Origin of the sequence: Rheinheimera sp. (genome assembly GCF_030690345.1) — a bacterium.
Lineage (GTDB): Bacteria > Pseudomonadota > Gammaproteobacteria > Enterobacterales > Alteromonadaceae > Alishewanella.
In genome coordinates, this window is record NZ_JAUYGV010000006.1 from 830064 (window position 1) to 854842 (window position 24779).

At 52.3% G+C, this 24779-nt stretch carries 29 protein-coding genes; 10 read left to right on the plus strand and 19 right to left on the minus strand.

Going from position 1 to position 24779, the window contains the following annotated elements:
- Nucleotides 1–3: 3 nt before the first annotated feature.
- The 8 genes from Q8O77_RS08355 to Q8O77_RS08390 all read right to left on the minus strand — a co-directional run bounded on the left by Q8O77_RS08355 (nt 4) and on the right by Q8O77_RS08390 (nt 6709).
- Nucleotides 4–318: an NAD(P) transhydrogenase subunit alpha gene (locus Q8O77_RS08355; protein WP_305552399.1), complete on the minus strand. Its 315-nt coding sequence runs from the start codon at nt 316–318 to the stop codon at nt 4–6.
- 35 nt (nt 319–353) lie between these two features.
- The gene (locus Q8O77_RS08360) at nt 354–1481 is read right to left on the minus strand and encodes an NAD(P) transhydrogenase subunit alpha (protein WP_305552400.1); all 1128 of its coding nucleotides are present in this window, start codon (nt 1479–1481) and stop codon (nt 354–356) included.
- 105 nt (nt 1482–1586) lie between these two features.
- Entirely contained in the window at nt 1587–2534 is a 948-nt protein-coding gene (gene dusC / locus Q8O77_RS08365) for a tRNA dihydrouridine(16) synthase DusC (RefSeq protein ID WP_305552401.1), read from the minus strand.
- Nucleotides 2531–2806: a DUF2256 domain-containing protein gene (locus tag Q8O77_RS20060; RefSeq protein WP_371133456.1), complete on the minus strand. Its 276-nt coding sequence runs from the start codon at nt 2804–2806 to the stop codon at nt 2531–2533. Before Q8O77_RS20060 ends, dusC begins: the two co-directional genes overlap by 4 nt.
- Nucleotides 2692–3564, minus strand: a complete 873-nt coding sequence (locus Q8O77_RS08375) for an HDOD domain-containing protein (protein ID WP_305552403.1) — start codon at nt 3562–3564, stop codon at nt 2692–2694. The genes Q8O77_RS20060 and Q8O77_RS08375 overlap by 115 nt, the downstream gene beginning before the upstream one ends.
- 89 nt (nt 3565–3653) lie before the next feature.
- Nucleotides 3654–4118 (minus strand): hypothetical protein, encoded by a 465-nt coding sequence (locus Q8O77_RS08380; RefSeq protein ID WP_305552404.1) that lies wholly within the window; start codon nt 4116–4118, stop codon nt 3654–3656.
- Nucleotides 4119–4252: 134 nt separating this feature from the next.
- Nucleotides 4253–6100, minus strand: a complete 1848-nt coding sequence (locus tag Q8O77_RS08385; protein WP_305552405.1) for a M48 family metallopeptidase — start codon at nt 6098–6100, stop codon at nt 4253–4255.
- A gap of 18 nt (nt 6101–6118) precedes the next feature.
- Nucleotides 6119–6709: a LemA family protein gene (locus Q8O77_RS08390; protein WP_305552406.1), complete on the minus strand. Its 591-nt coding sequence runs from the start codon at nt 6707–6709 to the stop codon at nt 6119–6121.
- A 177-nt stretch (nt 6710–6886) separates the two neighbouring features.
- Between Q8O77_RS08390 and glpE the strand changes: the two genes are divergently transcribed.
- Both glpE and glpG read left to right on the plus strand, forming a co-directional pair.
- Nucleotides 6887–7213, plus strand: coding sequence for a thiosulfate sulfurtransferase GlpE (gene glpE / locus Q8O77_RS08395; protein WP_305552407.1), 327 nt, complete (start codon nt 6887–6889; stop codon nt 7211–7213).
- On the plus strand, nt 7200–8021 hold the full coding sequence (glpG, locus tag Q8O77_RS08400; RefSeq protein WP_305552408.1) for a rhomboid family intramembrane serine protease GlpG: 822 nt from the start codon (nt 7200–7202) through the stop codon (nt 8019–8021). Before glpE ends, glpG begins: the two co-directional genes overlap by 14 nt.
- Before the next feature lie 16 nt (nt 8022–8037).
- Here the strand turns inward: glpG and Q8O77_RS08405 are convergent, their stop codons facing one another.
- A complete protein-coding gene (locus Q8O77_RS08405) occupies nt 8038–8433 on the minus strand; it encodes a flagellar basal body-associated protein FliL (RefSeq protein ID WP_305552409.1) in 396 nt (131 codons plus the stop codon).
- Nucleotides 8434–8575: 142 nt separating this feature from the next.
- Here Q8O77_RS08405 and Q8O77_RS08410 point away from each other — a divergent pair, with 142 nt between their 5' ends.
- From Q8O77_RS08410 to Q8O77_RS08420, 3 genes are read left to right on the plus strand one after another with little or no spacing between them, the layout of a single operon-like run.
- Nucleotides 8576–9145: a chorismate lyase gene (locus Q8O77_RS08410; RefSeq protein WP_305552410.1), complete on the plus strand. Its 570-nt coding sequence runs from the start codon at nt 8576–8578 to the stop codon at nt 9143–9145.
- Nucleotides 9142–10014: a 4-hydroxybenzoate octaprenyltransferase gene (gene ubiA / locus Q8O77_RS08415; RefSeq protein ID WP_305552411.1), complete on the plus strand. Its 873-nt coding sequence runs from the start codon at nt 9142–9144 to the stop codon at nt 10012–10014. Before Q8O77_RS08410 ends, ubiA begins: the two co-directional genes overlap by 4 nt.
- Before the next feature lie 3 nt (nt 10015–10017).
- Entirely contained in the window at nt 10018–10458 is a 441-nt protein-coding gene (locus tag Q8O77_RS08420) for a DUF192 domain-containing protein (protein WP_305552412.1), read from the plus strand.
- Nucleotides 10459–10463: 5 nt separating this feature from the next.
- On the opposite strand, the gene Q8O77_RS08425 is transcribed toward Q8O77_RS08420, so the two are convergent.
- From Q8O77_RS08425 to Q8O77_RS08440, 4 genes are all read right to left on the minus strand, one after another.
- Nucleotides 10464–13577 carry an efflux RND transporter permease subunit gene (locus tag Q8O77_RS08425; protein WP_305552413.1) on the minus strand — a complete coding sequence of 1038 codons (3114 nt, stop codon included), beginning with the start codon at nt 13575–13577 and terminating at the stop codon, nt 10464–10466.
- Between the two features lie 11 nt (nt 13578–13588).
- Nucleotides 13589–14818: an efflux RND transporter periplasmic adaptor subunit gene (locus Q8O77_RS08430; RefSeq protein ID WP_305552414.1), complete on the minus strand. Its 1230-nt coding sequence runs from the start codon at nt 14816–14818 to the stop codon at nt 13589–13591.
- Between the two features lie 62 nt (nt 14819–14880).
- On the minus strand, nt 14881–15309 hold the full coding sequence (locus Q8O77_RS08435) for a hypothetical protein (RefSeq protein WP_305552415.1): 429 nt from the start codon (nt 15307–15309) through the stop codon (nt 14881–14883).
- 19 nt (nt 15310–15328) lie between these two features.
- Nucleotides 15329–15961 (minus strand): 2OG-Fe(II) oxygenase, encoded by a 633-nt coding sequence (locus Q8O77_RS08440; RefSeq protein WP_305552416.1) that lies wholly within the window; start codon nt 15959–15961, stop codon nt 15329–15331.
- Between the two features lie 105 nt (nt 15962–16066).
- On the opposite strand from Q8O77_RS08440, the gene Q8O77_RS08445 reads away from it, so the two are divergent.
- Nucleotides 16067–16690 (plus strand): flavin reductase family protein, encoded by a 624-nt coding sequence (locus Q8O77_RS08445; RefSeq protein WP_305552417.1) that lies wholly within the window; start codon nt 16067–16069, stop codon nt 16688–16690.
- Nucleotides 16691–16923: 233 nt separating this feature from the next.
- Here the strand turns inward: Q8O77_RS08445 and Q8O77_RS08450 are convergent, their stop codons facing one another.
- Genes Q8O77_RS08450 through Q8O77_RS08460 form a run of 3 tightly spaced genes read right to left on the minus strand, consistent with a single transcriptional unit; the run spans nt 16924 to nt 18981 of the window.
- Entirely contained in the window at nt 16924–17802 is an 879-nt protein-coding gene (locus Q8O77_RS08450) for a hypothetical protein (RefSeq protein WP_305552418.1), read from the minus strand.
- Complete coding sequence (locus Q8O77_RS08455) at nt 17799–18446, minus strand: hypothetical protein (protein ID WP_305552419.1); 648 nt, start codon at nt 18444–18446, stop codon at nt 17799–17801. The genes Q8O77_RS08450 and Q8O77_RS08455 overlap by 4 nt, the downstream gene beginning before the upstream one ends.
- The gene (locus tag Q8O77_RS08460; RefSeq protein WP_305552420.1) at nt 18421–18981 is read right to left on the minus strand and encodes an RNA polymerase sigma factor; all 561 of its coding nucleotides are present in this window, start codon (nt 18979–18981) and stop codon (nt 18421–18423) included. The genes Q8O77_RS08455 and Q8O77_RS08460 overlap by 26 nt, the downstream gene beginning before the upstream one ends.
- A 137-nt stretch (nt 18982–19118) precedes the next feature.
- On the opposite strand from Q8O77_RS08460, the gene Q8O77_RS08465 reads away from it, so the two are divergent.
- Nucleotides 19119–19703 carry a DUF3833 domain-containing protein gene (locus Q8O77_RS08465; protein WP_305552421.1) on the plus strand — a complete coding sequence of 195 codons (585 nt, stop codon included), beginning with the start codon at nt 19119–19121 and terminating at the stop codon, nt 19701–19703.
- A 29-nt stretch (nt 19704–19732) separates the two neighbouring features.
- Here the strand turns inward: Q8O77_RS08465 and Q8O77_RS08470 are convergent, their stop codons facing one another.
- From Q8O77_RS08470 to Q8O77_RS08480, 3 genes are read right to left on the minus strand one after another with little or no spacing between them, the layout of a single operon-like run.
- Complete coding sequence (locus Q8O77_RS08470) at nt 19733–20326, minus strand: DUF4136 domain-containing protein (protein ID WP_305552422.1); 594 nt, start codon at nt 20324–20326, stop codon at nt 19733–19735.
- Between the two features lie 17 nt (nt 20327–20343).
- Nucleotides 20344–21870: a response regulator gene (locus tag Q8O77_RS08475; protein WP_305552423.1), complete on the minus strand. Its 1527-nt coding sequence runs from the start codon at nt 21868–21870 to the stop codon at nt 20344–20346.
- Nucleotides 21871–21900: 30 nt separating this feature from the next.
- The gene (locus tag Q8O77_RS08480) at nt 21901–22290 is read right to left on the minus strand and encodes a DUF2721 domain-containing protein (RefSeq protein ID WP_305552424.1); all 390 of its coding nucleotides are present in this window, start codon (nt 22288–22290) and stop codon (nt 21901–21903) included.
- 206 nt (nt 22291–22496) lie between these two features.
- On the opposite strand from Q8O77_RS08480, the gene Q8O77_RS08485 reads away from it, so the two are divergent.
- Genes Q8O77_RS08485 through Q8O77_RS08495 form a run of 3 tightly spaced genes read left to right on the plus strand, consistent with a single transcriptional unit; the run spans nt 22497 to nt 24763 of the window.
- Nucleotides 22497–23813 (plus strand): hypothetical protein, encoded by a 1317-nt coding sequence (locus Q8O77_RS08485; RefSeq protein WP_305552425.1) that lies wholly within the window; start codon nt 22497–22499, stop codon nt 23811–23813.
- A gap of 1 nt (nt 23814) precedes the next feature.
- Nucleotides 23815–24168 (plus strand): DUF2007 domain-containing protein, encoded by a 354-nt coding sequence (locus tag Q8O77_RS08490; protein ID WP_305552426.1) that lies wholly within the window; start codon nt 23815–23817, stop codon nt 24166–24168.
- Nucleotides 24149–24763, plus strand: a complete 615-nt coding sequence (locus Q8O77_RS08495) for a YjaG family protein (RefSeq protein ID WP_305552427.1) — start codon at nt 24149–24151, stop codon at nt 24761–24763. Before Q8O77_RS08490 ends, Q8O77_RS08495 begins: the two co-directional genes overlap by 20 nt.
- The last annotated feature ends 16 nt before the right edge of the window (nt 24764–24779 follow it).

Genomic DNA, 24779 nt, shown 5'->3' on the forward strand with positions numbered 1-24779 from the left:
GCCTTACTCCTTGTTGGTTTTGGTTGACGGTTTAAACATTTGTAGCATGCGCTCGGTTACCACATAACCACCGGCGGCATTGCCTGCGCCGAGCAGCACGCCGACAAAGCCGATGATTTGCTCCGGTAACGAGCTGGCGTTTAACAACGCCCACAGCGCGCCGACGACGACAATACCGTGAATAAAATTAGAGCCGGACATCAGCGGCGTGTGCAAAATAGCCGGTACACGGCCGATAATTTCAAAACCGGTAAAGGCGGCCAGCATAAAGATATACAACGCGACAAAGCCGGTTAAGATGGTGGTGGTGTAGTCCATAAGATCCCCCAATATTCTTGATTAATAAAAGTTTATTATTCTGCTGTCAGCGCAGCCTTGATCGCTGCCGGTTTGATCTCACCCTGATGCGTCAGCACGGTTTTCGCCTGTACTTCATCTTCCCAGTCCAGCTTAATGTCGCCGTCAATAATGAACTGCTGCAATAAATTCAGCAGGTTTTTGGCGTAAAGCTCCGAGGCATGCTCAGCCAGCATTGAGGGCACATTTAACGGTGCGGCTATGGTGATCTGGCCCTGCTCGATGGTTTCCCCGGGTACGCTGTATTCGCAGTTACCTCCGCCTTCGGCGGCTAAATCAATAATCACAGCGCCAAGCTTCATGCCATCGACCTGCGCCTTGCTAATCAGTTTTGGTGAGGGCCGGCCCGGTATGGCTGCCGTGGTAATGACAATATCGGCTTGTTGAATATGCCGCGTCACTACGCCGGCAATTTTGTCTTTTTCTTCCGGTGTAAGCTCGCGGGCATAGCCGCCTTCGCCGCGGGCATCTACGCCGGTATCGACAAATTTGGCACCTAACGACTCGGCCTGCTCTTTGGTTTCCGGCCTTACGTCATAGCCTTCAGTAATGGCGCCTAAACGCCGTGCGGTGGCCAGCGCCTGCAGGCCGGCTACACCTAAGCCCATCACTAAGCAACGTGCCGGCCGGATAGAGCCCACCGCCGTGGTCATCATCGGCAGAATGCGGGCAAGCTTAGTGGCGCCAAGCAGCGCGGCATAGTAACCGGCCAGCGCGGCTTGCGAGGACAGCGCATCCATCGCCTGGGCGCGGCTGATCCGCGGTACCTGCTCCATAGCAAAGCAGGTGATGTGTTTATCACATAATAAACGGGTCAGGTCGGGCTCTTTATGCGGGTAAATAAAACTGAGCAAAATAGTGCCCGGTTGCAGCAATTCAATTTGCGCCGGGGTTGGCGGTTGCACGGCCAGCACGATAGCAGCACCGGCCAGCAACTGCTGTTCGCTCTTTGCGATAGTTACGCCGGCATAAGCGTTGTCGGGCAGTTTACTGCCAAGGCCGGCGCCGCTCAGCATGCTGATACTACAACCGAGTTTGCTGAGTTTGTCGGCCACGGCCGGCACCATGGCTACGCGTTTTTCTCCCGGCCGGCTTTCCTGCAGCACGGCGACCTGTATTGACATAAAGCATTCTCCTTAAACTAACTGTTTGAGGAGTATAGTCTTTATTACAGGCTTTAGCGGATTGTCAGCAATGATGGCTAACATTTCGCCGGTGTATAAGGTGGGTTATGCTGCCGGGCTGCGCAGCGCCTGTTGCAGGGTATACAGAATATCGCTGCTTTTACGCAGCACGCGTAATTGCACAAATAAGTCGGCGGCTTGCGGGTACTGCAGTTTTAAGTAACTGAACCATTGTTTAATCCGGTTGCTGTAGTACTGGCTTTTATCACCGCACATTTCAAATTCAGAATACTGCATTAACAGTTCAAGCACCTGTGGCCACGGCATAACGGCATCAGCATCGCGAATGGTGCGGGCTAAGTTTGGCAGGGCCAGCGCGCCGCGACCGAGCATAATATCGCTGCAATCCGACTGTTGCCGGCAAAGGGCTGCATCGGTGGCATTCCAGATTTCGCCATTGGCCACCAGCGGTATACTCACTTGTTGTTTAATTTTAGCGATCCATGGCCAGTAAGCCGGCGGGCGGTAGCCGTCGCTTTTGGTGCGGGCATGCACGGTGAGCATGCTGGCGCCGGCACTGGCTATCGCAGCAGCATTCTCCAGCGTCAGTGAGGTATCATCATAACCGAGGCGGATTTTGGCACTGACCGGAAACTGCGCCGGTACGGCATCGCGTACGGCTTTTACAATACGATATAACTGGTTGGTTTCTTTTAGCAGCACAGCGCCGCCGCGGCTTTTATTTACGGTTTTGGCCGGGCAGCCAAAGTTTAAATCGACACCCGGCGAGCCCAGCTCGACCGCGCGTACGGCGTTTTCGGCCAGCCAGTGCGGGTCTTGCCCCAGCAGTTGTACCCGCACCGGCGTGCCGGCAAAGGTTTTGCCGGCGGTTAGCAGCTCAGGGCATAAACGGGTGAAAACGCGGGCTGGTAGTTTTTGGTCTACTACGCGGATAAATTCGGTAATGCATAAATCGTAACCGCCAATCCGCGTTAACATATCGCGCATCAGAGCATCGACCACGCCTTCCATCGGCGCGAGAATTATTTTCATTGTTTTTCGTTTCTGTCAGGGGTTTTGCTACGACGGCAACGCTCAGAGCAATAAATGACATTGTCCCAGTTACGTTGCCATTTTTTGCGCCAGCTGAACATTAACCCGCACACCGGACAGCGCTTTTGCGCCAGCAGCAGCTTGTTATGTGGCATGCTCAGACCGAATAAACAGTGCTGATTTGCTGGCGGTGCAGTAATTCTGCCAGCTCCGGCAGTTGCAGCGGCTCTATTTCCAGTACTTCTAGCATGGCGCTTTTGTACTGCTCCCATTCCGGGTCAAGGTTAATATCAAACAGCTGGCGACTTTCGCCGGCGAAATGTTCGGCCAGTTTTAACAGCGCAAACAGCTGCTTTTCTGTGTCGCTGTCAGACTCCAGCATTAATGCCGGGCTGTGATGGTAAGCAATAACATTACACAGTTGTGGCGTTAAGCCCCATGACTCGGCAATCAAAAAACCCAGTACTTCATGGCAAGTATGAAAGTGCTGCTCTTCAATTTCACTGTAACCCTGTTGTGCCAGTAAGCCACGTTGCATAATGTGCTCGTACTGCGTGGTTTGCTGGTGAATAAGCGCGATACCGGCGTTATGAAACAAGCCAAGGCTGTAGCAGTCATCCTGGATGTCCTGGGCAAAGTTAAAATGTTTGGCCAGTGTCATGGCAATATTGGCGGTTTGCAGCGCACTGGACCACAGCTTTAAGCTGAATTTGTCGTCACGGCCTTCAGCCAGGGTAAAACGCAGTAGTACGCTGCGTACCAGTTTCAGCACACGGTTAACACCGAGAAATTTACAGGCGTGTTCTACCGAAGTGATTTTTTGCCGCAAGCCGAAAAACGACGAATTAACCACTTTTAACGTAAAACCGGCGATGCCGATATCGAGGTTAATCAGCGCGGCAATGCGCTTAATGCTGGGCTCGGGCGAATCCAGCTGTTGTTGAATATGCTGCAGAATTTCCGGTTGCGGCGGTATGGTAAAGCCGTTTAACGCTTGTTCAATTGCCGACATATCAATGGCATGCGCCATAACGCTTTCTCCGGGATAAACTGCTGACTGCCAGGCTATAGTAAAAGCCGTCACAGTGAAATGCAAAGCTGTTTTACACAGCCGCGTTGTTATGAGTCCAGATAGGGCCGGCCAAGCATTAATTGCTGGGCTAATTGTTGCTCGGTTTGCTGCTCGGTAAGCTGCAAGTCATTAAACTGCACATCAAATTGAATAAGTTCTTCGTCATCTAAATGCTGGGCAATTAACCGGTCCGGCACCTGGCCTACCTGGCGATAAGCATTTATAGCGACCTGAGCGGCTTGTTCCATTAACAGCAAAAAGTGCCCCAGCGGAAATTGTTGGAAAATTTCGGCATCCAGATGCGCCCAACCGAGCAGATCACCGCTGATGCTCTCATCGGCATGGTCAGTAAATAACATTGATACGGCGGGGCAAGACGGGTTTTCGCCAGCCTGATATTGTTCAGCGTCCTGCTCGTTAAATACCAGCACGTAGCCAAAACCCGGGCTGCCTTCAGCATCCATCTCGTCAAATGACGTATCGTACATCAGAAACAATCGATTATCGGTCATGACGCTATTCCTGCTGAAAAAACGGGCGCTAATTCTACCTGAAATAACGGCAATGCTAAAGGGTAGCGGCTAATAATCGGCAGCTTAGCGACCATCGCCGGCGCTTTAACGACTAATAGCCTGTATTGGCTGCATTAATTATCTGCATCAGCCGGATAAGGGATTTCCAGCAACAGCGCCAATGCCAGCAGCAGGGCTTTTTCCTGTTGCACAATCAACTGATCCGCCCTTACACAGGCTTCTATGGCCTGCCATAGCTGCTGCTTAACCAACGGCGAGGCGGCCAGCAGCAGCGGTAAATGCCGGCTTAACGCGGCTAAGTCGATAGCCGGTTTGGCGGTATCTGCGCTTAACGCTAATTGCGCCAGGGCGGCCTGCCATGCTTGTTGCTGCTGCGCTGCGCTGCCGGCCACGCTGCTGATCAGTGCCAGTAACGGCAATACCTGCGCCTGCAACTGTGCCAACGGTTTAGCCGAGGTTTTGCGTACTATCTGGGTTTGGTCGTATTGCACGGCCACGCTGTGCTCAACGAACTGGCTGACCAGCCAGGGCGTAAGGCCGGCATCCGGTATCGCCTGCAGCAGTGCTTGTAACAGTTGCGCAAATTGTACAAAGCGCGCCTCGGATAAGCTTTTCAATGCCGGCATCAACCGTTGCAGCAGTTGTACCTGTTGTACTTCGTTTAGCATTGCCACAGCGTCGCACAGCTGGTCCACTTGTTGTAACAAGGCGGCAGAGCCCATTTCTTTGATCAAATGCAGCTGTTGGCTGCGTACGCTGTCGTCCTGCTGCAGTAGCAGACAACACACCAGGGCTGTTGCCGGTTCGGTTTGCCGGCTGCTGTGCAATAACAACAGTGGTAAGGCTTGCTGTAAGCGTTCGGCATTGGTCGGCTTAGCCGGTGCGGCTTCGCTGTCTGTTGTAGCTTCTGTAGCGGTTTGCGCGCTGCGCGGCGTGGGAAACTTGCCGTTCCAATGCGGTTCCAGCCGTTTAATCCGTGTTGCCAGTGGCGGGTGGGTGGCAAAAATGCTGGCCCAGCGGCTGATGGCTTCGCCAAAAAATAAATGGCTGTTTTCATCGGCGTTTTGGCTGCGGATCTGGCTGGAACTGCTGTGGCTGCCAATAGCTTTTAACGCACCGGCAATACCGCGCGGATTACGGGTAAACTGCACGGCGGAGGCATCAGCCAGAAATTCACGTTGGCGGCTGACGGCAGCTTTTATCAGATTACCGAAGAACGAGCCCATATAGCCGATGACGACTAAACCCAGAGCCAGGAATAACAGGCCGCTGGCATTTTGTTTATTATTGCGGCTGGTGCCGGCGCGGATGGCGCTGCCTCTGCTGCCTGCACGCAACATATAATAGCCAATATGGCCCAAAAATAAGATGCCGTTTAAGATCGCAATCAAACGGATGTTCATCCGCATATCGCCATTTAAAATATGGCTGAATTCATGCGCTACCACGCCTTGTAACTCATCGCGGTTTAGTTGTTCCAGGCAGCCTTGCGTTACACCTATTACCGCATCTGCCGGGCTGTAGCCGGCTGCAAAGGCATTAATGCCGCGCTCGGGTAACAAATACACCGCCGGCACCGGGGTATTGGCGGCCAGCGCCATTTCTTCTACCACGTTAAGTAAGCGTCGTTGCAGCGGCTCTTTGCTATCGGGCGATAACCGCACGCCGCCCAGTGATTCGGCAACTACCTTGCCGCCGGCTTTTAACTGCTGCCATTTTATCAACACGGCGATAGCAACAGCCGCCAGCACAGCCAGGCTTACCCAGGCAACCAGATGCCAGGGCAGGTTTTGCCAATTGCGGGGGCCGGAGAAAAAGCTGGGATCAATAAAACCCAGGCTAACCAGGGCGACGATATTGGTTAGCAGCAGTAACAGCAGTACGGCCAGGCTAAACAACGCAACCAGTACGCGGGTATTACGCCGCGCCAGGTCTTGTTGGGCAAAAAAGTTACTGCTCATATTTTGCCTTGTTAGCGATTAAAAACTGACTTTAGGTGCCGCCTGAATAGCGGCACTGTCGGCAAATTCGAGCAATTTGGCATCGGCGGCATGGCCAAAGCTGGCGGCAAAAATAACCGGCGGGAAGCTTTGCTTGTAGCTGTTATATTCGGTTACGCCATCGTTAAACGCCTGGCGGGCAAAGGCAACGCGGTTTTCGGTGCTGGTTAGCTCTTCAGATAACTGCATCATATTCTGATTGGCTTTTAAGTCCGGGTAAGCTTCCATTACCACGTTCAGCCGGCTCATTGCGCTTTGCAAGGCACCTTCTGCTCCGGCCAGGGCGCTAATAGCGCCGGCATCGCCGGGGTTGTTGGCGGCCACTTTTAAGCCGGCTAATGCGGCGTTACGGGCGTTGATCACCGCTTCTAAGGTATCACGCTCATGCGCCATATAGGCTTTGGCGGTTTCCACCAGGTTTGGGATCAGGTCATAGCGACGTTTGAGCTGTACTTCAATCTGGGCGAAGGCGTTTTGAAAGCGGTTTTTCAGTTTTACCAGATTATTGAAAATGCTGATAACCCAGAACACTATCGCAACAAGGATCGCCAGAATAATCAGGCTGGTCATGCTAACTCCGGTATTAGAGGGATAACTTTGGTTGCTATTGTTAACAATAGTTTAATCAGTGTCCAGCGTTTCTTGTCAAACTAACACTAAAGTACGGTGATTTGCGTTGTTCCGCCGGGGTGCTGTTAATTTGGCCGGGCTGCGGTATCATATTGCCGCTGAAACTAAGGGGTAAGTATGAGCGATTTTCAACACATTTCCGTTACACAAACCGCAGAGTTGCTGGCTGCCGGCAAAATTGTTATTGCCGATATCCGCGATGAACAAAGCTTTGCCACCGGCCATATAGATGGCTCTTATCATTTAACCAACGGCAGCTTAACCGGCTTTATGCAGCAATTTGAGTTTGACCAGCCGGTGGTGGTGGTGTGCTATCACGGTAACTCCAGCCAGGGCGCGGCGCAGTATTTGGCGCAACAAGGTTTTGAGCAGGTATACAGTATGGACGGCGGCGTAGAAAGCTGGCGTCAGCAGCTACCTGTAGTGAGTGGTGACAGTGCATAAATTTGCTGAGTTGAATTCGGCGCCGGCGGCACAGTTATTTGCCGGCTACTGTGTGGCGCAGGGGTTAGATGTCAGCGCTGTAGTTGTGCGCTCTGACCTGGCAGAGTTGTATGCAGCGGCTGAACAGTTGGGCCGCATTGAGCAGGAGTTTGCGCAGTTTTTGCAACAACCCGGCCATCCGCGTTATCAGGCTGCAGCCTGGCAGCTGAGCCAGCCGGTGGCAGTCAATTCGGGCCCGGCTTTTCCGCAATTTAACCCGCGTTTGTTATGGCGCCAGGCGCCGCTTACTTTGTTGCTGCTGTTGTTGTGTTTGTTGGTGTATGGATGGCAACAACTGGATTGGCGCAGCAGCAGTGGTTGGCTGCAACTGATTGATCCTACTGAGCTGTGGCGTTGGTTTACGCCGATGCTGCTGCATTTTTCACTGACGCATCTGGTGTTTAATCTGGCATGGTGGTTTTATCTCGGCAGCCGGTTTGAACAGCGGCTGGGGGCGGCTTTATTGCTTAATCTAACCTTGTCAGTAGCGCTGATTTCTAACGCGGCACAGTATTTTATGGTGAGCCCGCATTTTGGTGGTTTATCCGGCGTGGTGTATGGCCTGTTTGGCTATTTCTGGATTGCCGGCCGGCTGAATCCGGCGCAGGGGTTGCAGATAAGCCCGGGTTTAATTGGCTTTATGTTGCTGTGGCTGGTGTTAGGTTTCTTTGACGTATTGTGGGTTAGTATGGCGAATTGGGCGCATTTGGGGGGGCTGGTTGCCGGTATGGCCTGGGCCTGGTTATTGCGTAACAGGCCCGCGCGTTAATTAGCGTTAATAGTTATTACTGATACAGATATTTGGTGAACAGCAGATCCTGGATCATGGGTTCACCGGCTTCTTTTTTCATGCTTTGTTGCAGTTTGTCCAAAATAGCCAGGCGGATTTCTTCACGGCCGGTTAACGACTTAATTTTGTCTTCCGGCTGCTTGCTGAAAATGCCGATAATAATGTCGAGGATCAGCGGTTCATGATGCTCTATGGCCGGTAAGTACTGTTTGTCTTCGATCATCAGTTCAACCGTGACGCGGATATAACCTAAGCTGCGGCGGTTGCCGGAAATATAGTTGGTAACAATATCCGGGTCGAAGCCGTAATAGACAATTTCCTTCGGTTGATCTTGCGCTAATGCAGGCAGGGTGGCTAACAGCAGCAGGCTAAGCAACAGGCTTTTGATCATAAGTATCACTTTTGGTTGATAAAAAAATAGGCCAGCAAGGACACTAACCTTAGCGTTAAGCAGGGCATTTTACCAGCTAACGCTGTCAGCGGTAAGCCGTTTTCTGTGCTTATTACGGCTGAAAAAACACTGCAGAGTTGCTATGATGCCGCCAGACTTATTCAGTACAGAATGTGCTTTTGTGAATACACCGTTTATTTCTCTTGATGCTGACTGGCAGGCTGCCGGCTCGCAGCCGCTGCCGCCACAGTTGGCGCCATGGATCTTAGAACCCGCTTCGCTAACGGCGCGGTTAAAACGCCACTGCCGGCAATTTCGCGTGCAGGTACTTAACGAGCAGCGCTGCACATTACCGGCTTTTTTACAGCTTTTATTGCCGGAAACCCATACTGCACAGCTGCGTGAGGTTATTCTGTGGTGCAACGACATGCCCTGTGTTTATGCGCAAAGCTGGTTGCCACAGCGCACTATTGATGCGTTGCGGCCACTGGCTGATTTAGGCGAGCGGCCGCTGGGTGATTATATCTTTCAGCAGCCGGGCTTACAGCGCGGCATTATTGAAGCTACTCAACTGGATATAGCCTTGCCACAGTTATCAACAGCTGCACTTTGCTATGCGCGGCGTTCGGTGTTTACGCTAAACGGCTTGCCGTTGCTGGTTGCTGAAGCGTTTTTACCGGCGATGGCGTTACTGGATGAAACTCCGTTATGAGCCCGGCATTAAGCTGGCGTAACCGGTGGCATTATTTGCAGCTGATGCGGCTGGAAAAGCCGATCGGTACTTATTTATTACTGTGGCCAACCTGGTGGGCACTGTGGTTGGCAGCAGAGGGCGTGCCGCCGTTGCATTTGCTTTTGGTGTTCAGCGCAGGGGTGGTATTAATGCGCGCCGCCGGTTGTGTAATTAATGATTACGCTGACCGGCATTGGGATGGCGCAGTTGATCGCACTAAGCTGCGTCCGCTGGCCAGTGGTGCTGTTAGCGGTGCTGAAGCTTTGCAGCTATTTGTGCTGTTGTTGGCGTTGTCAGCCAGCCTGTTAGTGTTTTTAAACTGGCAAACTGTGTTGTTATCGCTGGTAGCAGTGCTGCTGGCGGCGGTGTATCCGTTTATGAAACGCTACACCCATTTACCGCAGGTGGTGTTAGGCGCGGCATTCAGTTGGGGCATGCCGATGGCCTTTATGGCGGTTCAGCTGCAACTGCCGCCGCTATTGTGGTTACTGTATCTGGCGAACCTGCTGTGGACAGTGGCGTACGATACCTACTATGCACTGGTTGACAGGCCGGATGATGTCAAAGTAGGTATTAAATCTACCGCCATTTTATTTGGCCGTTATGCTTTGCCCATTATTGCGCTGTTGCAGCTGTGTACTTTGCTGCTGCTTACTGTGGTGGGTTATTTGGCGCAGCTGCACTGGGTATATTACTTAAGCCTGTTTGGCGCCGCCGGCTGCTTTTTGTATCAATATCGCATCGCCCGTGCCAGCCATCAGGGCTGCTTCACGGCATTTTTGCATAACCACTACGTTGGCATGCTGGTATTTGCCGGCATTGCTTTAAGCTACCTGTTGCAGGGATAAATGATGATCAAACAACTTTTTGTAGTGCTGGCGCTGTTGCTGCCATTAATGGCTTGTGCTGCAGAGCAGCCGCGGGAAACCTTCAGCCTGGTGCCGTTGCAGGTGGGCGATACCCGGATTCAGGTGCAATTGGCTGATACAGCACAAAAACGTGCTCAAGGCCTGATGTTTCAGCAAAGTGCGGACCCGGGTATGTTGTTGTTATATCGTGAGCCAACGGCAATCTCTTTGTGGATGGCCAATACCGCTATGGCGTTGGATGTAGCTTATATTGGCGCGGACTGGACTATCGCCGAACTGATTACGCTGGAACCTTTCGATACTACGCCGGTGCCGTCGCAGCAGCCGGTGATTGCTGCACTGGAAATGCCACGCGGCTGGTTTGCCAAACACGGTGTAGCGGTAGGGCAAAAGGTGGCGCTGTTACCAGGCACCACCCGTTAAGCGCACTAGGTTACTGGCAAAGTACGGCGCAGCAACAGAAAATACAATACCGGCATTAGCAGCATCGACACCAGTGGCGCCGCTACCATGCCGCCCAGCATCGGCGCAGCAATGCGCTGCATCACCTCGTTGCCGGCGCCGCTGCCCAGCATAATCGGCAATAAACTGACAATAATGGTCAGCACCGTCATCGCTTTGGGCCGCACCCGCTGCACTGCGCCCTGCATAATAGCCTGCCATAGCTGCTGCTGATTTTGCGGCTTGATATCGTCGATTGCCCGCTTTAAATACAGCAGCATTACCACAGCAAACTCGGCTGCCACACCACTTAGCGCAATTAAGCCCACAGCGACGGCCACTGATAGCTGATAATCCAGCAGATACAGTAGCCACAGACTGCCACTAAGGGCAAACGGCAAGGTCACCAGCACCAGCAGTACGTCGCTAAAGCGGCGGAAGGTTAAGTACAGCAAAATCACAATTAGCAGTACGGTAAAGGGCACCAGTTGCTGCAGCCGCTGCGTTACGCGCTGCATATATTCATACTGGCCGCCAATGCTAACGCTGACCTGGGGCGGAAAATGTTGCTCTGCCAGCAACTGTTGCAGCTGTGCGATATAGGTGCCAAGCCGGGTTTCAGCGGGTAAGTCGATATATACCCAGCTGGTTAAACGGGCGTTTTCAGCGCGGATCATCACCGGGCCATTTACCACCTCCACCTTAGCCACCTGCTCCAGCAGCAAGTAAGCGCCATCGCGGCTTTGCAGCGGCAACTTGCGAATATCATCCGGATGGCTGCGGTAGTCAGGCGGGAAGCGCAGGCTGATATCGTAGCGCTCGCGGCCCTGAATACTTTGCGCTACCGGCGCGCCGCCAATGGCAAACGCCACATACTGCTGTAACTCAGTTAAGGTGATGCCATAGCGGCCCAATTGTTTTAAATCCGGGCTGATTTGCAAGTACAGGCCATCTTCAGCGCGCTCAGCAAATACCGAGCGGCTGCCCGGCAATTGCTTAATGTCAGCTTCCAGCTGCTGTGCTACCTCTGAGATAGTCGTTAAATCCGGCCCGCTGACGCGAACGCCAACAGGAGTGCGGATGCCGGTAGACAGCATATCAATGCGGGTTTTAATCGGTGGCAGCCAGGCATTGGTCAGCCCGGGCACCTGTACGGCGGCGTCGAGCTGCGCAATAATATCCTCCAGCGTAACACCGGCGCGCCACTGGCTTTGCGGTTTAAGCTTAATGCTGGTTTCCAGCATCGTCAGCGGCGCCGGATCAGTAGCAGTATTAGCGCGGCCACTTTTACCCAGCACAGTTGCTACCTCGGGCACTGTTTTTATTAAGCGGTCGGTTTGCTGCAGCAGTTTTGCTGCTGTGGCCGGGCTTAAACCGGGCAGGGTGGTGGGCATATACAACAGATCGCCTTCGGCAAAGGCCGGCATAAACTCGCTGGATAAACGCTGCCACGGCAGCAGGCTGGACGCCAGCGCCAGCACGCTTAGCAGCACCAGGATGGTCGGAAAACGCAGGCACAGTTTCAGCAGCGGGGTATACAGCGCTATCAAGACCCGGCTGAGCGGGTTGCTGTGCTCGGACGGAATTTTGCCGCGTAAAAAGTACAGCATTAACACCGGAATTAAAGTAATCGCCAGCACAGCAGCAGAGGCCATGGCAAAGGTTTTAGTGTAGGCCAGCGGGGCAAATAAGCGGCCTTCCTGCGCCTCGAGCATAAACACCGGTAAAAAGCTGACGGTGATCACCAACAGGGAGAAAAACAGCGCCGGGCCGACATCAAGGCAGGCATCGATAATGGTTTGGCGAAATTCAGTTTTATTCAGCTGCCTGCCATCGGCTCTGGCTTGCTCCAGCTTTTTATGGCCGTGCTCTACCATTACTATAGCCGCATCGACCAGGGCGCCGATGGCGATGGCGATACCGCCCAGGCTCATTACGTTGGCGTTTATGCCCAACAATTGCATCAGTAAAATACTCGCCAGCAGCGCCAACGGTAGGCTTATCACGGCAACTAAGGCTGAGCGGGCGTGCAGCAAAAATAGTAAACACACCAGCGCCACTACGGCCATTTCTTCCAGCAGCTTCTGGCTTAAATTACTGACGGTGTTTTCAATTAATTCCGAGCGGTCGTACACCGTCACCAACTCAACGCCATCGGGCAGGCCGTTTTGCAGCTCAGCCAGTTTGCGTTTTACCGCGGCTATAGTGCTAAGGGCATTTTCGCCGTGGCGCATGACAATAATGCCGCCAACCACTTCGCCGTCGCCGTTAAGCTCGGCAATGCCCCTGCGCGCTGTCGGTACTTGTTGCACGGTGCCGATATCCGCCAGGGTTAACGGATAGTCGGCGCTGTTACGCACGCCCAGTGGCACAGCTGCTAAATCCTGCAGTGACTGAATATAGTCGCCGGCTTGCACCAGCAACTCGGTTTCGGCCACTTCAATAATGCTACCGCCTTGTTGCTGGTTGTGGCTGTTAATCGCGCTGATCACTTGCGCCAGCGTAACGTTATAGGCACGCATTAAGCGTGGCTCCAGCTGCAATTGGTAAGTCAGCGCCATACCGCCAATGCTGGCCACTTCAGCCACGCCGGCGACACTTTGCAGCTCCGGCGTCAGGTAAAATTGCTGCAGGCTGCTGAGTTGCTCCAGCGACAGCTGCGCATTTTTTGCTGTCAGCGCGTACTGAAAAATCCAGCCCACGCCGCTGGCATCCGGCCCTAAGCTGGCTTTGGCGCCGGTGGGCAGACTAACGGTTTGCAGGTATTCCAATACCCGTGAACGTGCCCAGTAGGGGTCGGTGCCGTCTTCAAAAATGACATACAAGTAGCTGTCGTTTGGCATGGAGAAGCTGCGCACGGCTTTGGCTTTAGGCACGGCCAGTAAAGCAGTAGACAGCGGATAGCTCACTTGTTGCTCAATGGTTTGCGGTGTCTGGCCCGGGTAGCTGGTTTTAATGATCACCTGGACGTCGGATAAATCCGGCAGCGCATCGAGTTTCAGCCGCTGGCTGGCCTGATAGCCAAACAACGCCAGCGCCAGGGTGCTTAACAGCACCAGCAGCGAATTTTGCACTGACCAGCGGATAATGGCTTTAATCATCACTCCATCTCCTAATGCTGATGGCTGTCAGTGCTGCCTTGCGGCAACTGGCTTAAGCTGGCCTCGGCATCCAGTAAAAACTGGCCGGATACCACTACCTGCTCGCCTTCGTGCAGGCCGGATAACACCTGCACATAACCCTGAGCGCTGCTGCCGGTTTTAATTTGCCGCACACTGAAGTTATCACCATCCTGCACCACCACCCGGCTGCTATTGCCGCTTAGCAGCACTGCGTCGCGCGGTATGGCCAGCACATCTTTAAGCGGCCCGCCATACAGCCGCACCGGTAACAGCATATTGGGTTTTAGCAGCTGCTTGCTGTTATCCATGCTAAGGCGCACCTTGCTGCTGCGGCTTTGTGCATCCAATGCCGGGTAAATGTAGTCAACCTTGGTTTCAATGGCGCTAACCTGCTGTGATGGTATGTCGACTTCGGCGCTCATGCCGTTAAACAGCCAGCTTTGCTGCGCTTCGGCTACGTCGGCCAGCAGCCAGACGCGGTTCAGGCTGGTAAGCTCCATCAGGGTATCGCCGGGTTTGATATACATGCCATCGCGTACATTCAGCATGGTTACCACGCCGTCCTGGTGCGCGTACACGGTGATCTGGTATTGGCTTTGCCGGCTTTGCTGCAGCTGAGTAATGTCTTTGTCGGTCAGGCCGAGCAGACGCAGCCGGGTTTCGGCACGTTTAAGCAAACTGCTGCTGCGCTCACCGTTTTGTTTGCTAACCGATAACGCCTGCAGATAATCGTCCTGGGCGACCAGTAAATCCGGCGCATAGTAACTAAACAGCTTGTCGCCGGCCTTAACGCGTTGGCCCAAACTGCGTACATACAGCTGTTCTATCCAACCTTCAGCGCGGATATGGCTGTGGTGAATGGCATCTTCCGGGTATTGCACCTGAGCAAAGGTTTCGATAAAGCGCCACAACGTGCGCGCTGCGGCCGCTTCGGTGCGGATAGCCAATGCCTGTTGCATGGCGCCGTTTACTACTACCGCAGCGGTTGTTGGCCGGCGCTGCAGTACTAAATCCATGCCGCAGATCGGGCAGTTTCCCGCTTCATGTTGCTGAATATGCGGGTGCATCGGGCAGACATACAAGGGGTTGGCTTGCGGCAATACGCTGTGCTGCGCCGCCGGTTTATCAGCAGTTGTCAGCTGATGCTCACTGTGATCCTGAGCGGACAGGCTAAACATAGCCTGCACCACCAGCAGAGCTGGTAAATAAAACTTATGCATATAATTTTCCTGAAACAAAACCTGGTAGCGTGCTAAAGCACGGCATTAACGGTAGCGCGGTTTCAGGCGTTTATCGGTGGTGGCGGATCTTCGGCAAATAACCACTGCGGCAGGCGCACGGTTTGCTGTGCAACAGCGTTATCGGGACGGATATAGCGGAATAATTCAGTGGCCAGCAGGGCGCCGCTGGTGGCGCAATGCTTGGCACAGCAATCGCCTTTACATTGGTGTTGAGGTTGGTCGCAGCAGTCGTGTTCATTGTCTGCAACGGCAGCTTTTTTTTCGCTGTGGCATGGCATCTCTGTATCCGCATCAGCTGTTTGTTGCTGCGTTATGTCTTTGCTTGCTGCTTCATTGCTCTGCACTTGATTGTTCAGTGCTTTATGGCTGAGGGCATCGGCCAGGGTGTAAGCATGCGCAGCTTGCACCGATCCGGTCAGGCCGGATAGTGCCAACGTAAGCAATAGCAAATAACTGAATACAGTGCGCATGGCGCTAATCATAGGCGTTTTAACTTGCCGGGTCCAGCACGCCGTTAATGCTGGCATTTTTACGAAACCAGCCGGCAATGCTATAGCGGGTATCTATGGCCGGCAGCACCTGATGCGGGAAGCGCTCGCTTTCAAATAACACCAGGCTGCCGGCGGTGGGCAGAAACTTATTAATTAAATTGTCGTGTTCATCATACAGCGCCAGCTCGCCACCGGCGCTTACGCTGTTTAAATAGCTGACGGTGGTGAGTACGCGGTTAGAGCGGCCGCTAAAGGCATCGAGGTGTTTTTGGTAATAGTCACCCCGGTTATAGCGGGCAAAATGGCATTCAAAGTCGAACAAACCGAGAAAACAGCGGCGGTTAAATACCAACTGCAGCTGCGCCATCAGTGCCAGGTACTGTTGCTGGGCCGCGCTTTGGCCATCAAACCACTGCGTAGCATCACGGCGGATTTGCTGGTTTAACTGATGATCGCCAAGGCGGCCAATACCGGCCAGCGTCAGTTGTGCTTCATGTTGCGCTTCGTGCAGCAGGGCCGCATTGAGCTCGCTGCTAAGAAAGTTTGGCAGCCACACCCAGCCATGCTGATAAAAGGCGGCAATAATGGCATCGAAATTCAGCGCGTCGCTGGCTAACACAGAACCGGACATGGCAAGACTCGGTAAAAAAGTTATGGCTATTGTCGCTGAAAAGCTTACGCAGCCAAAGCGGATTTTGATAGGCTGGCAGCACCCCGCTTAACCTTGCAGATAATAATGTCCGACAGTATCTATTTTTATGAGCCGGCCAAAGGCCATGGCCTGCCGCACGACCCTTTTAATGCCCTGGTGGCGCCGCGACCAATTGGCTGGATTTCCTCACAGGATAGCGAAGGCCGGCTGAACCTGGCGCCGTACAGTTTTTTTAATGCCTTTAATTACACGCCGCCGATTATTGGCTTTGCCAGCACCAGCTACAAAGACACGGTGCGCAATATTGAACAAACCGGCGAGTTTTGCTGGAACCTGGTGACTAAACCGTTAGCGCAAGCGATGAACCAGACCAGTGCTGCTGTGGCGCCGGAAGTAGATGAGTTTGCTCTGGCCGGTTTAACTGCCAAAGCTTCCAGCCTTATTAAGGTGCCGCATGTGGCCGAAAGTCCGGTAACCTTTGAATGCAAGCTAAGCCAGATATTACAGTTAACTGCGGCTGACGGCAGTAAGATCACCACCTGGATGGTGTTTGGCGAAGTAGTAGGGGTGCATATTGCACGGCATTTGCTGGTAGACGGCATTTATGACACGGCGGCAGCACAGCCGGTACTGCGCGGCGGTGGCCCGGGCGATTACTTTGTGGCAGACGCTGCAACGCGGTTTCAAATGCACCGGCCGAAGGTTTGATATACATAGGTTTAAATCCTGGCACCTGAGTGAGAATCGGCTTGCCCTAAGCCAACCGTTGAAGGCATGGATGCTGACAAATTCGCCGGGAGCGAATTTGAACAGCTATGCTGGTCCGCAGGATGAACTTCATGGATGAAGTTCATAGTCGAGCCCCCAGGGATGGGTTCACGGCGCGTTGGCGTGGGCAAACCGGTTCGTTAGCTAACCGGCACAATCTGTGTGGTGAAATATCAGAACTGGTAGCTATTGGCTTTAGCCAGTAAATCTTTCGCCTTAATTTTCCCCGTCATGCACTGGTTAATATCGGCTTTTCTAACCACCCAGTAGTAACGGCCTTCGTTACCGCGGTTGTTCACCTGCAGCGTAACATATTCGTTATCCGGCATATCGCGCAGGCTGGCGCCGTAGTCACATAGCACTTGGCTGAATTTCTCGCCGACCGTTTTCACCATGGCTGCTGTTTGCTGCTGCTGCTCAGCTAATTGCTTAGCCCGCTGCTCTTCCAGTTGTTTGCGGCTCAGGCCGGCTTCTTTGGCTACTTCGGCCAGCTTTTCCTGCAACAGCTTGGTTTTCTGCTGTAACATCTGCAGCTCCTGCTGTTGCTCTTTATCCAGTGTTGTCAGGCTTTTATTAAATTCGATATCACGTTTTTCCCGCTCGGTATCACGCAGCTCACGCTCTATTACGCGTTGCTTTTCTGCAATGCGGTAGCTTTGCCGGTGTTGGTCGTGCATTTGCTCAGCCATTTCCTCCGCCGCTTCTGTTATTTGTTCAATATCACTGCTATCAAATTCAAACTCATATTCGCCACCCGGTAGTGGTGGTAATGGCGCTGCCGGTGCCGCCGGCATGGCGATATTTCTGAACTGAAACCTATGTCTGCTGCCGCTGCTGGCCTGAAATAATATGCCCTGGCCGCTTAAATAACTGTACTGCAGTGATGACAATCTGGCCTGCTCACTGTCTTTAAACGCGGTGTGCAAAATGGTCTGCAGGATGTCGGCATTTTTCTTCAAATTTGGGCTGACTTCCGCCGCAAGCAGCGGGCTATGACCGATAACAGCAGCACAAGCTGCAACAAGTAATGAGGTACGACGTAATGCAATCATGGTTTTACCACTCCGCTGTCAGTTGGGGTTAAGTAGTAGCTGTCGGCAGGACGGTAACCGGCCTGCATCGGTTGATAGTTTTCCTGCCAGTATTGCCAGTCGGACTGACGTTGCTGGTTCAGGTATTCCACCAGTTGCAGCATATCGCTGCGCTGGTCGCGTTTTAGCTCGTCCTGTAAGTAGTCTTTTAACAATACCAACTGCGAGCTGGTGTTTTGTTGCTGAAAATCCAGTTGCTGCGCCAACCATTGTTGCTGCTGGTGCTGATAGGCTGTCAGTGCTGTGCTGACGGCTGCTTCCACTTCAGCCTTAGGGTTGTGCCAGCTTAGTGTCAGGCTGCCATCCTGCAGGCGTAGTTGCGCCGGCGACAAGCTTACCAGCATAGCGGCGCACGATAACGCCAGGCTGACTTGCGGCCACCAGCTGCGTTTCGGTGCCGGCCGTTGCCATTGACTGGCAAACAGGGCGCTACTGTCCACCGTAGGGATGGCAGCAAACTGCGGTATAGTGGCATCAGCTTGCAGTGCCAGGGCATTTTGCAGCCGGCCATACCACAGTGGGTCATGCTGCAGCTGGCTGGCACAGTGCTCAGCGCTGATCTTACCCTCAAGCCAGTGTTCAAAAATTTGCTGATTGTTCGACATGGTCGTCCTCCAACTGCAGGCGTAATTTATCCAATGCGGCATAAAAGCGTGATTTAACGGTGTTACCGGAAATTGCCAATTGGCCGGCAATCTCGTCAAAGGTAAATTGCTGATAGAACTTCAGTTCCATCACCAGCCGTTGCTCAGGCGGTAAGGTAAGTAACTGCTTACGTACCTGTTGCTGCTGCCGGTTGTTGGCCAGTTGTTGGCTCAGTTCCGGCGCGTCGTCCGGCAGTTCTGCCAAAGCGTCGTCATTGTCGCTGTACTTACGTTTACGCAGCATGTCCATGGCACGGTAATTGGCGATGCCAAATAACCAGCTTTTAAAACTGCTGTCGCCGCGGTACTGCCCCAGGTTACGGCACAGCACCATCAGTACGTCCTGCAACAGGTCGTTAGCGTCTTCTTTTGAGCCCAGCAGGCGCAGGCCAAAGTAAAACAGCGCGCTCTGATGGCGGTTTACCAGTTGCTGCCAGGCGTGTTGGTCGCCATTTAACGCTTTGGCAATTAAGCTCTCGTCACTGCGTTTAAACACGATATTGTTATTCTCTGCTGGTTTTGTTTATAAGTCGGACCTACCGCAAATTTAGTTTGCTGCAGGCAAAGTATTTTTGCATTTTTTTGAGCTGGCCGGCGTTATCCATCGTAAGTTTGTTTAATTAAGGAGGCGTTATGCAAAAATTAGCGTTAATGGCCATTGCGGCTTTGTTGTCGGGCTGCAGTCAGTCGGTGTCGGAATACAGTAATGAGACCCCGGTGTTAAAGCTGGATCAGTTTTTTCAGGGTGAAAGCCGTGCCTGGGGCGTGTTGCATGATTGGCAGGGCAAACAAAGCGTACGCTTTACGGCCGAACTGTGCGGTAGCTGGCAGGGCAATAACGGCGACTTGTACGAGCTGTTTTATTTTAGTGACGGCCGCATTGAGCAGCGCCACTGGCAACTGCAGCAAAATGCCGATGGCAGCATCAGCGGCAGCGCCGGCGATGTAGTGGGTGAAGCCAGCGGGCAGTTGGCAGGGAACACGCTGTATTGGGAGTATACGCTGCGCATTCCGTATGATGGCGATACGCTGGATGTAAAAGTAAAAGATTGGCTGTACTTAATTGATAATGAAAACCTGCTTAACCGCACCACTTTACACAAATTTGGTTTAACGGTGGGCGAGCTGACGTTGTCTATTCAGCAGCAAAATAAAAACGCCGGCTGTGCGGCGTTACAACAAAAGATTCAGAAGTTGCTGCCGGACGCCGGTAATTGACAGCGCCGGCCGGCATTAATACCGCAGCGCTAAGACTGCGGTACCGTTTGACGGGTAGGATATTGCTGGAAAATCAGCCCAACCACATTGGCGATAGCTTGCTTGGGCTGCTCTAAGTCTTTTCTTTTCAAGGTGCCTTCAGACACGCCTTCCCAAATCAGTTGCTTCTTCGCTGCATCTACTACATCAATATTTACTGTGCCCACTTTATAATGCACGGTGTCAACGTCGTTAGTGTAGATAGGGAAGCCGGCATAGATGCCACGGCGGTAATGATAATAACCATAGTGGAAACTGGCTGATGGCATAGAGCGCACGTCGGTGCGGCTTTCTACGTTAGAATTAAAGTTAATCAGCAAATCGGCGTTGCTTTCAGCAAACTGATAACCCAGGGCGGTCATTTCTGCGCTGATAGCATCTTTAAAATGCTGGGTAACCAAAGTAGCGTAACCGGCTTTGTCGGTGGCCGGCTCCGGCATAAAACCAAAGGTTTTGTAGCTGCTGAAGTTAGTGTTTGCTGCAGCATCGCTGCGTACTTTTGGCCCGGTAGCGCAGCCGGCAATCACCAGGCTGGTAATTACGGTGCAAGCGATAATAAGACGTTTCAGGGTTTGGCTTAGCATATATATATTCCTATGGCTTAATCCGGGTAGGCGTCGCGTATGGCAACAAAGGCATCCAGATTGTTTAATAAAATATCTGCCAGCGCAGGATCAAAGTGTTGACCTCTTTCACGGCGGATAAGTTCGATAATTTCATCCAGCGGCCAGGCTTTTTTATAGCAACGGTCGCTGCCCAGGGCATCAAACACGTCGGCCAGCGCAGTTATGCGGCCGGCAATATGAATGTTATGCCCGCTTAAGCCCTGCGGATAACCTTTACCGTTCCATTTTTCGTGATGCTGCTGCGCTATGATGGCACCCATCTGCAGGATCTCGTTAGTGGAATGTTGTAAAATCTGGTAACCCAACTCTGCATGCTGCAGCATAATTGCCCACTCGTCGGCGTCATGTTTACCCGGTTTATTCAGGATATGGTCCGGAATAGCAATTTTGCCCAAATCATGCAGCGGCGACGCCAGTTTGATCACTTCGGCATCGTACTCCGCCAGGCCGGCTTTAATCGCCAGCAAATAACTGTAATTGGCCACCCGTTTTACATGGCTGCCGGTTTCCTTCGAGCGCTTCTCTACTGCTTCGCCCAGAATGTACGATAACTCACGCTGGCTGTCGCGCATCAGCTCGCGCAAACGGATATTTTCATAGGCAATAGCGATATTATGCGAGAAGTAGCTTAACAGATGATGATCGCTTTGCTCTAACTTACTGCTTTTACTCACATAGAGGAAGTTTTCATTGCCTTTATGGGTAGTAAAATAACCGATAAAGCAATCAGCGCCATGATACGACTGCTTTTGTTGCTGCACTTGCGTGATTTTTTCAATAACCTCTGCCGATAAACCTTTAACGCCACTCGGGCTGCTGCTGGCAATCACGTCCAGCGCCAAATTGTGCTGATTGGCGCTGTTAATGGCGGCGCAGCAATAAATTTGTTCCCGTTCCAACCCGAGCAAAAAGGCCACTTGCCCGAGGATCAGCGAAGCAAACTCTTTTAATGAGCTGCATTGCAAAAAGCTGGTAGTGCAGCCGATAATTTTTTCCAATCCGGCTTTGTGTTGTTCAATAATGCAAATATCGCGGTAAGAGCGCAGCCCGGCATAGAGCAGGGTTTTCAGCTTAATAGCGGTGACTTCGGTTTTGTTTTTGTAGTCGTTGATGTCGTAATCACGGATCACATGTTCTTCCGGTGCTTCGCCGGGTTGGCCGGTACGCAATACCAAACGCATGCGGCGGTTATTCAGTTGCTGGCGAATATACTTCACCAGCTCCAACCCGGCGTGCTGGGTTTCCATCACCACATCAATTATCGCCACGGCGATATCCGGTTGTTGCTGAATCATCACTTCTGCTTCGCGCGCACTGTGAGCATGCAAAAGTAACAGTGGTCGTTGCTCAAACTCAAAGTTGTTCAACACCAGTGACGTTATCTGATGGATGCTGTTGTCATCATCGACAACCAACACCAGCCAGGGCGGCGCAGTGTTTACGGCGGCACTGTCGCTACTGTCAGCGATGTCTTCATTAAACAGAAAGTCGTCGTTGCTCATATTGTCATCCGGTGCCGGCATCAACGAGGGTCAGCCGTTTTGCAGTGATTCCAGTTCTATATTTATCGCATCACACGAGATTTGGATCTCATATAAAGAATAGAGCAGACTGATTAATAAGCTAATCAGGCTGACAACGAACAACAACTGGCCAGCAATTTGCCACAACATAAATAAGCAAAACATGGCCGCGGTGCACAACACAAAGCTCAGCACACCACAGGCCTGCATAGTTTTGATCAGCACAATGCGCTTACGTAAATTGGAAATTTGCCGTTTGGCTAAATCGCGCACATTATCGCCTTCGCGTTGGTTTAGCTCGCGGATCAGCTGTGCCAGTACCAGAAAGCGGTTGGTGTAGGCTAATAACAGCAAAGAAATAGCCGGAAACAGCAGCGCGGGTGTTGTCAGGTCCATCATATTTAAGTTCCTGTAATGAGAAATTAAATGGCGGAGTTTCAATAGCGTTAGCTATCAGTGGCAAGTCATATTACACTAAATACCGGCATAGTATGTCATGGCGTAAATACGTGATAATGTGTGAGCCGGACTAACTAATCTGTTGACGTTGTAGCGATTGCAGCCCTTTGAGCGCAAGCGCTGCCGGAGTAAAGCGAGAGCTGATAATGAATGCAGTGAAAAAGAACAATAATAAAAACGAGCAGCAAGTTATTGCCGAATTAACCCAAGCGGCACAACAACAGCTGGAGGCCAGTTTGGTCGATTTTTCCAGCCAGCTGTTAACTACCCAACAGCAACAGCTACAGCTGTTTGCTGCCAAAGTGTTGGCCGATAGCCAGCAACAATGGCAGCAACGTTTAATTGAACAGGAACAAGCTTACCAAAAGCTGTTTAAAGACTGGCAGCAAACCAAGCAGCAACTGGATTTGGCTGTGCCGGTGGCCAGTGCCGATAACCAGGAACTGTCTAAATTACGCCAGCAGCATCAGTTACTGACCGACGAGTTGGCAACAACAACAGCGAAGTTAACTGCGTTACAGCAAGAATATGCGGCGGCGCAGCAACAGCATGACGCGCAGCATCAACAGTTAGAAAGGCTGCAACAGCAGTTAGCCGGTTTGCAGCAAGCCGGTACGGACAACGGCGCAGCAGAGAAAAAACTGCAGCAAGCTGAACATCAAATCAGCCAGTTGCAACAACAATTGGCCAGCACCGAAGCCGATACGCAGCAGGCAAAAGCTGCCGCGCATGAATTGAAACTGGCAGTACAGCAAAGCAAAACCGAATTAAAGCTGGCGACCGAGCAACAACAGAAACAACTGCAGCAGATCAATGACTTGCAAGCGCAGTACGAGCAGCAGTTGGAGCAGCTGCAGCAGCAACTGGCTGCCCAGGCTGACGACTTTGCCGCAGAGCGCGAACAATTAGCGGAACTGGAACATTCTCAGCAAGATAAGCTGCAGGCCATAGCCCGGTTGCAGCAGGAAGTGCAGGACAGGAAAAAAACGCAGGAATTGCAGCAACAAAAAATCCAGCAATTACAGCAAGAGGCAGCAGAGCACGCCGAACAGCTGAATGCGCAGCAACAACAGCTGGAGCAGCAATTAGCCGAAGCGCAGCTGCAGGTTAGTGAATCTCAACAACAACTGGCCGCGCTGCACGAGCAAAGCGGTGATTTGGGCTCTGATTTAACCAAATTGCAGGCCGACTACGTGAATTTGACCGAGCAGCATCAGCAGACGCAACAAAAAAGCCAGAAGCTGGAAGCTCAACTGGAACATGCACAAAACCGCCAGTTTGCTGCAGAGCAAAAGCAACAACAAGAAGCCGACAATAGCCGTGAGTTGATCCGTACCCTGCGTACCGAGTTGCAGCAGCAACAGGAAACGCATCAGGCACAAGTACAGGCGCTGGAAGAGCGGATGATGGAATTCAAACTGAAGTTTGAATATGCGCAAAAACAACTGCAGGTTACCGGCTAACGTGGAACTGCTGCACCCGGCGGATGTGCAGCAGTGGCTGCGGCTGTACCAGGCCGCAAACACTTTTGAAGCCGGGCTGGTACAGGGTTTATTGCAACAAGCGGCAGTAACAGTAAGGCTAAGCGGCGAGTATCTGGCCGGCGCCGCCGGTGAGCTGCCTCTGAACGATGTCGGTGTGCAACTTTGGGTTCCACAGCAGCAATTTACCACCGCACAACGTATAATCACTCACTATTTACAACAACTACAACATGAGCCGGCGCAGTGGCTATGCAGCTGCGGCGAACTGAACTATCAGAGTTTTGATATGTGCTGGTCATGTCTTCAGGACAAAGATGAAACAAAAAGCCAATAATTTCCAAGCCATGCGCGAGCTGAATTTCTATCAGCAGGCCGCAGTTGCGGCCACCTTGCTCGAACGCATGCTACCTAACTACCAGTTGTTTGCCGAAGTCAGCCAAACCGGCGATGCGGAGCTACCGCGGCATATTTTGACCCTGGTGTGGGAGTGGCTGACGGTTAAAAAAGCCAAAATTAATTTCGAAAAGTTATCGGAAGAGCTGGAGCTTATTACGCCGCAAGTCAGTGACTTTGATATTTTTGGCGTTTACCCGGCAGTAGATTGCGCCACCGCGCTGGATATGATGCTAAGCGGCATTGCCCAGCAAGACGCCGGCGAATTTATTAATGTGGCAAAAATTTCTCAGGCCACGGTGGCGCGCTTGATTGAACATGACAGCATTGACGATGACATTACTACCGAAGCTGAGTTGAAAAAAATTGTCCGCGAACACCCGTTGATGCAGTACGAAATGGACTGCCTGGCGGAGCTTATTGAGTTGGTGACGCCGATTAAGCAGTTTGGTCGTGAAGAACGGCAACTGCTGCAAAATTGGGTGGTTGAGCAGGGCCTGACCAACCTCGGTATGGAACTAAGCAGCGCAGAATAACAGCTGAAGCGCGGTA

Coding starts and splice junctions, on each gene's coding strand:
- Q8O77_RS08450 (WP_305552418.1), bottom strand. CDS start 17,802: ATGATTGCATTACGTCGTACCTCATTACTTGTTGCAGCTTGTGCTGCT.
- Q8O77_RS08430 (WP_305552414.1), bottom strand. CDS start 14,818: ATGCATAAGTTTTATTTACCAGCTCTGCTGGTGGTGCAGGCTATGTTT.
- Q8O77_RS08390 (WP_305552406.1), bottom strand. CDS start 6,709: ATGACCAGCCTGATTATTCTGGCGATCCTTGTTGCGATAGTGTTCTGG.
- Q8O77_RS08405 (WP_305552409.1), bottom strand. CDS start 8,433: ATGATCAAAAGCCTGTTGCTTAGCCTGCTGCTGTTAGCCACCCTGCCT.
- Q8O77_RS08375 (WP_305552403.1), bottom strand. CDS start 3,564: ATGGCGCATGCCATTGATATGTCGGCAATTGAACAAGCGTTAAACGGC.
- Q8O77_RS08435 (WP_305552415.1), bottom strand. CDS start 15,309: ATGCGCACTGTATTCAGTTATTTGCTATTGCTTACGTTGGCACTATCC.
- Q8O77_RS08355 (WP_305552399.1), bottom strand. CDS start 318: ATGGACTACACCACCACCATCTTAACCGGCTTTGTCGCGTTGTATATC.
- Q8O77_RS08360 (WP_305552400.1), bottom strand. CDS start 1,481: ATGTCAATACAGGTCGCCGTGCTGCAGGAAAGCCGGCCGGGAGAAAAA.
- ubiA (WP_305552411.1), top strand. CDS start 9,142: ATGAGCCCGGCATTAAGCTGGCGTAACCGGTGGCATTATTTGCAGCTG.
- Q8O77_RS08465 (WP_305552421.1), top strand. CDS start 19,119: ATGCAAAAATTAGCGTTAATGGCCATTGCGGCTTTGTTGTCGGGCTGC.
- Q8O77_RS08475 (WP_305552423.1), bottom strand. CDS start 21,870: ATGAGCAACGACGACTTTCTGTTTAATGAAGACATCGCTGACAGTAGC.
- Q8O77_RS08445 (WP_305552417.1), top strand. CDS start 16,067: ATGTCCGACAGTATCTATTTTTATGAGCCGGCCAAAGGCCATGGCCTG.
- Q8O77_RS08455 (WP_305552419.1), bottom strand. CDS start 18,446: ATGTCGAACAATCAGCAAATTTTTGAACACTGGCTTGAGGGTAAGATC.
- Q8O77_RS08425 (WP_305552413.1), bottom strand. CDS start 13,577: ATGATTAAAGCCATTATCCGCTGGTCAGTGCAAAATTCGCTGCTGGTG.
- Q8O77_RS08495 (WP_305552427.1), top strand. CDS start 24,149: ATGAAACAAAAAGCCAATAATTTCCAAGCCATGCGCGAGCTGAATTTC.
- Q8O77_RS08380 (WP_305552404.1), bottom strand. CDS start 4,118: ATGACCGATAATCGATTGTTTCTGATGTACGATACGTCATTTGACGAG.
- Q8O77_RS08410 (WP_305552410.1), top strand. CDS start 8,576: ATGATGCCGCCAGACTTATTCAGTACAGAATGTGCTTTTGTGAATACA.
- Q8O77_RS08485 (WP_305552425.1), top strand. CDS start 22,497: ATGAATGCAGTGAAAAAGAACAATAATAAAAACGAGCAGCAAGTTATT.
- glpE (WP_305552407.1), top strand. CDS start 6,887: ATGAGCGATTTTCAACACATTTCCGTTACACAAACCGCAGAGTTGCTG.
- Q8O77_RS08420 (WP_305552412.1), top strand. CDS start 10,018: ATGATCAAACAACTTTTTGTAGTGCTGGCGCTGTTGCTGCCATTAATG.
- Q8O77_RS08440 (WP_305552416.1), bottom strand. CDS start 15,961: ATGTCCGGTTCTGTGTTAGCCAGCGACGCGCTGAATTTCGATGCCATT.
- Q8O77_RS08385 (WP_305552405.1), bottom strand. CDS start 6,100: ATGAGCAGTAACTTTTTTGCCCAACAAGACCTGGCGCGGCGTAATACC.
- dusC (WP_305552401.1), bottom strand. CDS start 2,534: ATGAAAATAATTCTCGCGCCGATGGAAGGCGTGGTCGATGCTCTGATG.
- Q8O77_RS08480 (WP_305552424.1), bottom strand. CDS start 22,290: ATGATGGACCTGACAACACCCGCGCTGCTGTTTCCGGCTATTTCTTTG.
- Q8O77_RS20060 (WP_371133456.1), bottom strand. CDS start 2,806: ATGGGAGCAGTACAAAAGCGCCATGCTAGAAGTACTGGAAATAGAGCC.
- Q8O77_RS08470 (WP_305552422.1), bottom strand. CDS start 20,326: ATGCTAAGCCAAACCCTGAAACGTCTTATTATCGCTTGCACCGTAATT.